Raw genomic sequence first — 10184 nt, 5'->3', positions numbered from 1 at the left:
GTGCCGGCCGGGCCGGAATACGGGGTGCGGACCCGAACCCGGGGTGGGGCGGGGCACGAGATGCGGCCCCGAGGACCCTCCCTGCGAGGGCTCGCCCTGGTGCCCGCTCATCGCCTCGCGCAGCGCGGTCACGAACTCCGCGCAGGTCGCGTAGCGCTGCTCGGGCGCCTTGGCCAGCGCGCGCATCATCACCTCGTCGACCTGTGACGGCAGCTCGGTCCTGAGCTGCGACAGCGGCGTCGGCTGCTCGGCCAGGTGGGCCCAGAGCAGCGCGATGTCGTTCTCGCGCTGGAACGGCAGCCGCGCCGACAGCGCCTCGTAGACGACGCAGGCCAGCGCGTACTGGTCGCAGCGGCCGTCGATGGTCTCCTTGTTGATCTGCTCGGGCGACATGTAGCGGGGCGTGCCGATGAACTGGTCGGTCTGGGTCAGCCCGGAGATCGACGAGCGGTGCTTGGTGATGCCGAAGTCGGTCAGGTAGACGTGGTCGCCGGCCAGCAGGATGTTGGCCGGTTTGACGTCGCGGTGGATCAGGTCGTGCGCGTGGGCGGCGTCGAGCGCGGCGGCGACCTGGACGAAGATCTGGTTGGCCGGGCCGAGCGGCAGCGGCCCGCGGTCGTGGATGAGGCGGCGCAGGTCGAGGCCGTCGACGTAGCGCATGGCGATGTAGAGCACGCCGTCGGCGTCGGCGTTCGCCTCGTAGATCGGGATGATGTTGGGGTGCTCGATGCTGGCGACCGTCCGGGACTCCAGGATGAACCGCTGCCTGAAGCGGTCGTCGACGCTGAGCACCGGGTTGAGGATCTTCAGCGCCACGCGGCGGCTCAACCGGGGGTCGAGCGCCAGGTAGACGACGGCCATGCCGCCCTTGCCGACGATGTCCTCGATGTAATATCCGGCCACCTCCTGGCCGATGAGCGATCTTTCGTTCACGTGCATCACGTCTCGATGGGGTGGCCGCAGTAGCCGCAGAAACGATGCGCGGGGCCGAGCTTCATACCGCACGAGGTGCAGTATTTGATCGCCGGGTCCGGCGCGGTCATCACCTGCTGCTGCTGCTGCGGGGCCACGTGGAACGGCTGGGAGCGCCGTACGACCACGGTCTGGTGGGCGCCGTCGTCGAGCGGTGCGTCGGCCGCGAGCGGCTGTGGCGGTGCTGTCACTTCTTCAGGAGGGCGGCGACGCCACAGGAGATACGCCCCGCCGCCCGCGGCCAGGAAGAGGATCGCCGCCGCCAGGAGGAACGGCCACAGCGGCGTGGAGCCGGCCGGGTCGGCCGCAGCCGCCCGCGTGCCCTGGTCCTCGGGGCCGCCCCGCTTGGCCAGCGAGGTCTTGAGCAGTTCCGCGGCCACCACGTTGCCGGGGTAGAGCTCGAGCACCCGCTGGAAGCCCGGCGCCGCCTCGGTGAAATAGCTCGTGTGGTAGCGGGTCAGCGCCGCCTCGAACGCCGTGTCGATCGCGCCCCTGCGCGGCTCCACCCCGGCCTCCGTGAGGATCTTGGTGATCTCCCTGACGCCGATCATCCTGGCCTCGTCGCCGCCGCCGACGAGCAGGCCGATGACGTGGCCGTCCTTGTCGCCGATGACCGGCGCGCCGATCATGCCCTTGTCGGCCAGGCCGCCGAGCTTGACCGGCTCGTTCACCTTCTTGTCGGGGTCGGCGAAGGGCCTGCCGGCGTCGCCCGACGTGCCACCCTCGCCCAGGTGGGCGATCTCGACCGTGTGGGCGGTCTTCGGGCCGGGGCGGCCCAGGAAGCCGGCCACGCTGGTGGGCGCGCCCTGCTGGTCGGGCACCTTGTCCGCGAGCGGCGCGGTGGGCATGCCGACGCTTCCCGTCACGGGGTCGAGCGGCACCAGCACGGCGGGGCTGTCGGCTTTCCCGCCCGCCTTGGCGAGCTTGAGCTTGTAGCCGTCGGGGCTGGCCGGCGACACGTTGGGGAAGGCGGTGATCTCCGTGGTCACGTTGATGATGCAGGTGGCCGTGTCGCTCTTGGGCGGGTAGCAGTCCTGCAGGTGCCGGTCGAGCAGTTCGTCGGACAGCTCGTGCTTCTCGTCGTCGGCCGCGATCTCGACGTCGTGGTGCTCGGCGAAGATCTTGTTCGCGGCGCGTACGGCGACGTCGTCGTCGTTCACCGCCAGGCGGCGGAGCGCGACGACGGTCCCGTCGGGGTTGACGACGGTGCCCGTTCCCTCGGCGAACGGGAAGTCGTAGGACCGCTCCACATGTTTGAGCCGGCCGACGTGGTCGAGCAGGGTGATCTCCACGTGGGACACGGCCTCCAGCCGTACCACGGCGGGGCTCACCAGGTCGGTGATCCCGCTCGGATGCTCATGTGCGGCGACCGGCATCGCGACCAGCACGAGCGCCGCCGCGACGCCACTGGCAAGAGCTCTGAGGCGCGCCATCTCTCCGCTCCAAAAGGCTGGATTGAGACCAGGGTCCCAATCAGGTGCCGTAAGTCAATAGACGACTACGTAGACAAGCGCTTGCTCGGGGACATAACGTACGCGGATGGGGTTCGTGATCGGCGTCGACGTCGGTGGCACGTTCACCGACGTGGTCCTTCGCACCGACGGGGTCCGGCGCGGCACGTCCGGCGCGTTTGCCGTGGCCAAAGTATTGAGCACCCACTACGACCCCATCGCGGGAATCCTCGCCGGCGTTACGCGCGCGCTCGGCGACCGCGACCCCGCCCAGGTCGAACGGGTGGTGCACGCCACCACGCTGGCGACCAACGCGGTGCTCGAACGCACCGGCGTCCGGGTGGCGTACGTCACCACGCAGGGCTTTCGCGCCACCATCCCGCTCGGCCGTTACGCCCGGGTCGAGGAGGACCGCTACGACCTCCGCTTCACGCCGCCTCCCCCGCCGGTGGCCCCGGGCGACTGTTTCGAGGTGGTGGAGCGGATCTCCGCGCGCGGCGCCGTGCTGACGCCGCTGGACCCGGCGTCCGTACGTGAGGCCGCCGCCGGGATCGCCCGGCGCGGCATCGAGTCGGCGGCGGTGTGCCTGCTGCATGCGTACGCCAATCCCACGCATGAACGGCAGGTGGCGGCGATCCTGCGCGAATCGGTGAAGAACGTGGTGACGTCGTCGGACGTCTGGCCGGAGATCCGAGAGTACGAGCGCGCCACCACCACCATTATGTCCGCTTATATCGGTCCATTGATAGCTTCTTATCTCTCGCGGCTCCGGGATCGGCTGGCCGAGCTCGGCATCGACGCCCCGATCCACGTCATGGAGTCCGGCGGCGGCGTCATCTCCGCCGAAGTGGCCGCCCGGCGGGCGGTGGCCACGATCGAATCCGGCCCCGCCGCGGGGGTGCTGGCCGCGGCGGGCGCCGGGTTCCCCGACGCGATCTCGTTCGACATGGGCGGCACCACGGCCAAGACGTGCGTGGTGCGCGGCGGGCGGCCGGAGATCACCCACGAGTTCCACGTGGGCGGCAAGGGCAGCTTCGGCGGGCGGCGGGCGGGCACCGGCGTGCCCATCAGGACCCCGGCCATCGACCTCGCCGAGGTCGGCGCGGGCGGCGGCAGCGTGGCCTGGCTCGACCCCGCGGGCGCGCTGCGCGTGGGACCGCGCTCGGCCGGATCCTCCCCCGGCCCCGCCTGTTACGGCATGGGCGGCCGGGAGCCGACCGTCACGGACGCGAACCTCGTGCTCGGTTACCTCTCCTCCGCCTCCATCCCGCTCTCCCCCGAACTCGCCGGCGAGGCGCTCGACCGGCTCGCCGGACCGCTCGGCGTCCCGCGGGAGCGGGCGGCGTACGCGGTGCACGAGATCGTCAGCGCCTCGATGGCGTCGGCGGTGCACGTGGTGACCGTCCAGCGCGGGATCGACCCCCGCGGCTTCGCCCTGGTCGCCTTCGGCGGGGCGGGGCCCACGCACGCGGCCCGGGTGGCCGGGCGGTTCGGGATCGGCACGGTGGTGGTGCCCCCGTACTGCGGGGTGGCGTCTGCGGCCGGGCTGCTGTCCGGCGAGCTCTCGACGGACCGCGTCCTGTCCCGCCTGGACGCGCCCGACCCGGAGGCGCTCCTCGTCTCGCTCGCCGCGGAGGCGGCCACGGACCTCGGGGTCTCCTCAAGATCGCCGGGCGTGCGCGTGTCGCGGTCGGTGGACGTCCGCTTCAAGGGCCAGTCGCACGACCTGACCGTCCCGTGGAGCGCCGACCGCGCGCTGCTGGAGTCCCGCTTCTTCCAGCGGTACGCCGAGATCTACGGCTTCACCCAGCGGGGCGAGATCGAACTGGTCGGCTACCGCGTGCGTGTCACCATCCCCGCCGGCGACACGGACCCGGCGAGCGGCGGCCCGGCGGCGCCGGAGGACGGCAGGTCAGACCCGGAAGGCAACGGGTCAGGGCTGCGGCGGGCGTACTTTCCCGAAACGGGCGGGTTTGTGGAGGTGCCGGTGCACACCAGGAGCTCCATGGGCGCCGGGCTGCGAGGCCCGGCCGTCATCGAGGACGCCGAGTCGACGATCGTCGTCCCGCCCGGCTGGAGCGCCACCCTCACCGAGTCCCGCGCCGTGCGGCTGACCAGGAGCCTTCCATGACCGACCCGCTCACCGCGGAGGTGCTGAGGAACGCCCTGGTCGTCGCCGCGGAGGAGGCGAGCATCGTGGTGGTGCGCGCGGCGTACTCGACGTTCATCGTGGAGGGCTCCGACGCCTCCGCCGCCGTCCTGGACGCCAGGGGCCGCCTGATCGCCCAGTCCATGGCCACCACGCTCATGAACAGCATGGCGCTCAAGGCCGCCCTCCCCGAGCTGGTCAAGGACTTCCCGCCGGAGACGATGCGGCCGGGCGAGGTGTACGCGCTCAACGACGCCTACCGGGGCGGCGTCCACACCAACGACCTGCTCGTCTACCGCCCCGTCTTCGTCCACGGCGCCCCCGCCTACTTCACGGCCACCATGATCCACGTGTCCGACCTGGGCGGGCTCTCGGCCGGCGGCATGGCTCCCCTCGCCACGGACATCTTCCTGGAGGGCCTGCAACTCCCTCCGGTGCGCCTGGCCACGGAGGAGGGCATCGACCCGGCCATGGAGGCCGTGCTGAAGGCCAACAGCCGCACCCCTGACAAGGTCATGGGCGACGTACGGGCGCTGGTGGCGGGCACGGCGGTGGCGGCGGCGCGGATGGAGACGCTGATCGGCGAGTACGGCGCGCAGGGGCTGGCGGACGGCGTCGACGACTACCTGGACCACACCGAGGCCAGGACCCGGTCCGCCCTCGCCGGGCTGCCGCAGGGCCGGTTCGAGGCGGCCTATCCGATCGACGACGACGGCATGAACCCCGAAATATCACACCTCATCCGCGTGGCGGTCATCCTCGGCCCCCGGCAGGCCGTCCTCGACTTCGCCGGCACCGGCCCGCAGGTCCCGGCCGCCATCAACGCCTCGGCCTCCCAGTCACTGGCCGCCGCCGTCTTCGCGATCCGCTGCTTCCTGGACCCCGCGATCCCCATGAACGACGGCTGCCTGCGCGCGATCGAGGTGCGCCTGCCCGAGGGCTCCCTGCTCAACGCCCGCTCCCCCTACCCCTGCGGCGGCCGGTACGTCCCCATCTACGCCGCCATGGAGGCCGTCTTCCAGGCCATGTCGGACGCGGTGCCCGACCGGGCCATCGCGGCCAGCGGGATCCTGCAGCCGTTCTCGATCGCCGCGGCGGGCGCGCCGTACTGGATCCATCTCTCGTACGACTTCGGCGGCGTGGGCGCCCGGCAGGGCCTGGACGGCCCGGACGCGACGGGCGTGCACTTCGGGATCGGCCGCAACTCGGTGCCACAGGCGGAGCCGGTGGAGAGCCGCTGCCCGCTGATCGTCGAGTCGGTCGAGACGATCCCCGACTCTGGCGGCCCAGGACGCCACAGGGGCGGGCTGGGGTCGCGGACCGTCTACCGCTTCCTGGCCGGCTGCCACGTCACCACCCGCGGCGACCGGCTCCGGCTGCCGCCGCCGGGCCGCGACGGCGGGCTGCCGGGGCGGCTGGGCGGGTTCTTCAAGCGTCATCTGGACGGGACCGTGGAGCGCCTGGCTTCGAAGGTCAACAACGTGCGGTTCGCGGCGGGCGAGGCGTTCATCGTGGAGACCACGGGCGGGGGCGGCATCGGCCCGCCGGGCGAACGGGACAGGGAGGCGATCATGGCCGACCTCGAGGCGGGGCGCGTCACCCCCCGAGGAGCGGCCGAGGACTACGGGGCCGGCGCTCAGTAGTCGGTCAGGTCGGCGGGATCGAAGCTCACGGGGTAGGGAGCGGAGAGGCTGACCTTGTCTCCGGCCTGGTGAGTGCTGGGCCCCCGGTAGGAGCCCTCGTCGAGCTCGTGAACGTAGAGCGCCGGTCCTTCGTCGAGCTCGACGCGCCAGTAGGTGGGGATGCCCGCGGCTGCGTATGCGGCGGCCTTGGTCGCCCTGTCGCGGATCTTGGTGGTCGGGCTGACCACCTCGACGGCCAGGAGCACGTCCTCGGGCGCGAACATCAGTTTCACCGACCGGGCTCTCTCCTTCGGCACCACCACGATGTCAGGGATGTAGAAGTCCCTGTCCGATGCCCGCACGTTGACGGTGGAGAACACCTTCAGGTGCGGCGGCGCCGCTTGGTGGAGAATCGTCTGCAGAAGGAAGATCGCGTCCTGGTGCAGGGGGGTGGGGGCAGGGCTCACTAGTAGGCTCCCGTTGAAGAGCTCGTATCGGTTCCCGTCGTCGGGGAACCTGAGCAGGTCGTCGACAGTGAACGGCGGCGCACCCGGGGGAACCGTGCGCCTCGTGGTCGGCTCATCCGCGGCCGTTCCGCTCTTCGGTTCGATCGTCGCCATTGCGGTCACCCACTCAGTATCGGGAGTCACGCCCTCGCCCACATGCTACTTCCCAGGAAATCCTCACTTTGAGTGATGGGATCGCCACGCCTCGGCACCGCGCCGGACCGCCTGGTGCACCGCCCGCGCCACCCGTGCCCCCCACTCCGACCGCGGCCCGCCGAACACCTCGCGCGGCCCGTCGGCGGGCACGGCGACGCAGACCGCGTCGGACGCCGTGCCCGTGCACGCGAACCCGGCCTCGATGAGCGCCTGCGACTTCGCCTCCGTGACCGTCATGACCGTGTTGACCAGCGCGGCGTCCGTCATGGCCACCGGCAGCACGGTGACGATGTTGACCGTTCCCACGCGCATGGGCGCGAGCTCGGGGTCCTCGGCGCCTTCGGGGGCGGCGGCCCAGGTGGGCACCCGCAGCCCGACGGTGGCCACCGCCTCCACGCCACCGTCGGCGGCGCGCGTGTAGCGGTCGACGGACGCGGCGGTCATCATCCCGACCCCGTCGCCGGCGGGACCTAACGACCGCAGGTGCTCGGCCGGGTCCATCCGCGCGTAGCCGGCCACGACCTGCGCGTTCAGCACCCACTCGCGTGCCCCGATCCCGCCGCCCAGCATGGCGGAGGAGATCATCCGCCATCCGGGCCCGAACTCCCACAGCAGCGACCCGAGCCGGGCCTCCTCCTCCACCCGGTACGTCAGCTTCACGGTCCTCCCCTGACCAGATGCACGACGGGCCGCCCGTCGGGCCCGGGCTCGATCTTCACCTGGGCGTCGAAGTGCCTTCCCACCAGCGCCTCGGTCAGCACCTGGGCGGGCTTGCCCGCGGCCACCGCCCGCCCCCCGGCCATGAGGAGCAGGGAGTCGGCGTAGAGCCCTGCCACGGTCAGGTCGTGCAGGGTGGTGACGACGGTCAGCCCGTCGGCCCTGCGCAGGCGGTCGACCAGCTCCAGCACCTGCTGCTGGTGCCCGAGGTCGAGCGCCGTCGTCGGCTCGTCGAGCAGCAGCACGGGCGCCTCCTGGGCGAGCGCCCTGGCCAGCACCACGCGCTGCCGTTCCCCGCCGGACAGCTCGCCGACGCGGCGGGTGGCCAGCTCCGTCAGGTCGAGCCGGTCGAGCACGGAGGCGGTGACCCGCCGGTCGTGCCCGCTCTCCCTCCCGAGGTAGGGGATGTACGGGGTGCGCCCGAGCAGCGCGTAGTCGAAGACCGACATGTCGGGCGGCAGGGCCGGGGACTGCGGCGCGTACGCCACCAGCCTGGCCCGCGCGCGGGGCTTGAGCGCGGCGGCCGGCCGGGAGTCGATCGTGACCTCGCCCCGGTGCGCGACCAGGCCCATGACCGCTTTGAGCAGCGTGGACTTGCCGGCGCCGTTGGGCCCGATGATGGCCAGCCATTCGCCGCGGCGCACGTCGAGGCCGACGTCCGCGACGACGTCGCGCCCGCCGAGCCGCACGGAGACGGCGCAGACCCCGATCATGTGACCGCCCGCCTGGTCACGCGCAGGATGCCGACGAAGAACGGCGCCCCCACGAACATGGTCACCACGCCGATCGGCAGCTCGGCGGGCGCCAGCACGGTGCGGGCGACGAGGTCGGCCAGCACCAGGAAGGCCGCGCCGCCGATCAGCGAGAGCGGCAGCACGCTCCGGTACGAGCCGCCCGCCAGCCGCCTGACGACGTGCGGGACGACGATGCCCACGAAGCCGATCAGCCCGCTCACCGCCACGGCCGAGGCGGTGGCCAGCGACGCCGCCAGCAGCACCGTGAATCGCACCCTCGCCGCGCGCACCCCGAGGCTGGTGGCCTCCTCGTCGCCCACGGACAGCACGTCGAGCATCCTCCCGTGCAGCAGGAGCAGGACGGCGGAGACGGCGGCGTACGGCAGGACCAGCCAGAGCTGGTCCCATCCGCCGCCGACGTCGCCGAGGATCCACGAGTAGATGCGCTGCAGCTCCTCGACCTTGAACTGCTGGACGAACGTCTGGATCGCGGTCAGGAACGACGTGACCGCCACCCCGGCCAGCACCAGCGTGGCGGTGCCGCCCCCGCGCCCGGCGGCGTTGCCGAGCGTGTACGCCAGGAACACGCCGCCCACGGCCCCGGCGAAGGCCGCGATCGGCACGCTGCCCTCCGCGGCGGGCAGCAGCACGATGGCCGCGGTCGCCGCGAGCCCCGCGCCGGCGGCGGCGCCCAGCAGGTAGGGGTCCGCGAGCGGGTTGCGGAAAACGCCCTGGTACCCCGCTCCCGCCATGGCCAGCAAACCGCCGACCACGGCGGCGACCAGGACCCGGGGCAGCCGCAGCTCGAACAGCAGCCCCTGCTCGACGGGGGCGAGCCCGGAGTCGACGTGGACGAGCGGCAGCCAGTCCGCGACCTCCAGCACGACCTGCCACGGCGAGATGTCGGCGGCCCCGTCGAGCAGCCCGGCCACCATGGCGACGGCCAGCACGCCCAGCGCGCTCGCCACCCAGGCGGGTCTGGCCCTGGACGGGCGGGCCTGCGTGGTCACCGTCAGCTCGTGCCGTCCTCGGCGCCCGCTCCGGCCACGGCGGCGCCGATCGTCTCGGCCAGGTCGACGACGCGTGGCCCCCAGCGGGAGGCGATGTCGTCGTCGAGCTGGATCACCTGGTCGTTCCTGAGGGCCGACAGGTTCTTCCATCCGGGCCGCTCGGCCAGGGTCTCCTTGCTCTGCCCGCAGCACTTGACGTCCGCCAGGAAGATCAGGTCAGGGTCGGCCTGGGCGACGAACTCGGCGGAGAGCTTGGGGTAGCCTCCCGCGGACGCGGGCGCCTTGTCGGCGATGTTGGTGAGGCCGAAGATGCCGTAGATCTGGCCGATGAACGTCTTCGACGTGGCGGCGTAGGGCGTCTGGTCCAGCTCGTGGTAGTAGGTGAGCTTCTTGTCCTTCGGCGCCTCGGCGACCAGCTTGTCGATGGCCGTCTTCATGCCGGCGACGACCTCCTCGGCCTTGGCCTTGTTCCCGGTGGCGGCGCCGAGCTCGATGATCTCCTCGTACGCGTCGTCGAGCTCGGTGGCGGCGGGCTGCACCAGGACGGGCACGTTCACCTTGCCCAGCTCGGCGACGATCTTGTTGAGGTCGTCGGAGACGACGACGAGGTCGGGCTTCTCGGCGACGATGGCCTCGACGTTGGGCTCGAAGCCCGACAGGTCGGTCTTGGGAGCCTCCGGCGGGTAGTTCGACTGATTGTCCACCGCGACGACCTGGGGGCCTGCGCCGATGGCGAAGAGCGTCTCGGTGTGGGTGGCCGACAGCGAGACGACGCGCTCCGGCTTCCTGGCGATGGTGACCTGGCCGTTGCCGGCCTCGATCGTGACGGGGAACTCTCCCGAGGGGGCGGAGGACGCGGGGGCGGAG

General features: G+C 72.1%; 9 protein-coding genes. 2 read left to right on the top strand and 7 right to left on the bottom strand.

Annotated elements, in window-relative coordinates; genetic code table 11:
- Together E1292_RS47105 and E1292_RS47100 are read right to left on the bottom strand one after the other, a co-directional pair.
- Nucleotides 1–939: serine/threonine protein kinase (locus tag E1292_RS47105; protein WP_132606315.1), on the bottom strand; the 939-nt coding region annotated here is incomplete at its 3' end.
- Nucleotides 939–2405: a zinc ribbon domain-containing protein gene (locus E1292_RS47100; RefSeq protein ID WP_132606314.1), complete on the bottom strand. Its 1467-nt coding sequence runs from the start codon at nt 2403–2405 to the stop codon at nt 939–941. The genes E1292_RS47105 and E1292_RS47100, both read right to left, overlap by 1 nt.
- A gap of 106 nt (nt 2406–2511) precedes the next feature.
- On the opposite strand from E1292_RS47100, the gene E1292_RS47095 reads away from it, so the two are divergent.
- Together E1292_RS47095 and E1292_RS47090 are read left to right on the top strand one after the other, a co-directional pair.
- Nucleotides 2512–4554 carry a hydantoinase/oxoprolinase family protein gene (locus E1292_RS47095; RefSeq protein ID WP_132606313.1) on the top strand — a complete coding sequence of 681 codons (2043 nt, stop codon included), beginning with the start codon at nt 2512–2514 and terminating at the stop codon, nt 4552–4554.
- Nucleotides 4551–6215 (top strand): hydantoinase B/oxoprolinase family protein, encoded by a 1665-nt coding sequence (locus tag E1292_RS47090; RefSeq protein ID WP_132606312.1) that lies wholly within the window; start codon nt 4551–4553, stop codon nt 6213–6215. Before E1292_RS47095 ends, E1292_RS47090 begins: the two co-directional genes overlap by 4 nt.
- Here E1292_RS47090 and E1292_RS47085 read toward each other — a convergent pair.
- From E1292_RS47085 to E1292_RS47065, 5 genes are all read right to left on the bottom strand, one after another.
- The gene (locus E1292_RS47085; RefSeq protein ID WP_132606311.1) at nt 6209–6814 is read right to left on the bottom strand and encodes a Uma2 family endonuclease; all 606 of its coding nucleotides are present in this window, start codon (nt 6812–6814) and stop codon (nt 6209–6211) included. The genes E1292_RS47090 and E1292_RS47085 overlap by 7 nt on opposite strands.
- Before the next feature lie 63 nt (nt 6815–6877).
- A complete protein-coding gene (locus E1292_RS47080) occupies nt 6878–7516 on the bottom strand; it encodes an adenosylcobinamide amidohydrolase (RefSeq protein ID WP_132606310.1) in 639 nt (212 codons plus the stop codon).
- Nucleotides 7513–8286 (bottom strand): ABC transporter ATP-binding protein, encoded by a 774-nt coding sequence (locus E1292_RS47075; protein ID WP_132606309.1) that lies wholly within the window; start codon nt 8284–8286, stop codon nt 7513–7515. Before E1292_RS47075 ends, E1292_RS47080 begins: the two co-directional genes overlap by 4 nt.
- Nucleotides 8283–9317, bottom strand: coding sequence for a FecCD family ABC transporter permease (locus tag E1292_RS47070; protein ID WP_181958415.1), 1035 nt, complete (start codon nt 9315–9317; stop codon nt 8283–8285). Before E1292_RS47070 ends, E1292_RS47075 begins: the two co-directional genes overlap by 4 nt.
- A 2-nt stretch (nt 9318–9319) precedes the next feature.
- The coding region (locus tag E1292_RS47065; protein WP_132606308.1) for an ABC transporter substrate-binding protein at nt 9320–10184 on the bottom strand (865 nt) is incomplete at its 5' end.

Source organism: Nonomuraea deserti (assembly GCF_004348685.1).
GTDB lineage: Bacteria > Actinomycetota > Actinomycetes > Streptosporangiales > Streptosporangiaceae > Nonomuraea > Nonomuraea deserti.
This window is presented reverse-complemented; position numbering and strand designations above follow the sequence as displayed.

Bases quoted from the DNA above. Each gene is read 5' to 3' on its own strand.
- E1292_RS47090 (WP_132606312.1), top strand. From the start codon at position 4,551: ATGACCGACCCGCTCACCGCGGAGGTGCTGAGGAACGCCCTGGTCGTC.
- E1292_RS47085 (WP_132606311.1), bottom strand. From the start codon at position 6,814: ATGGCGACGATCGAACCGAAGAGCGGAACGGCCGCGGATGAGCCGACC.
- E1292_RS47075 (WP_132606309.1), bottom strand. From the start codon at position 8,286: ATGATCGGGGTCTGCGCCGTCTCCGTGCGGCTCGGCGGGCGCGACGTC.
- E1292_RS47100 (WP_132606314.1), bottom strand. From the start codon at position 2,405: ATGGCGCGCCTCAGAGCTCTTGCCAGTGGCGTCGCGGCGGCGCTCGTG.
- E1292_RS47095 (WP_132606313.1), top strand. From the start codon at position 2,512: ATGGGGTTCGTGATCGGCGTCGACGTCGGTGGCACGTTCACCGACGTG.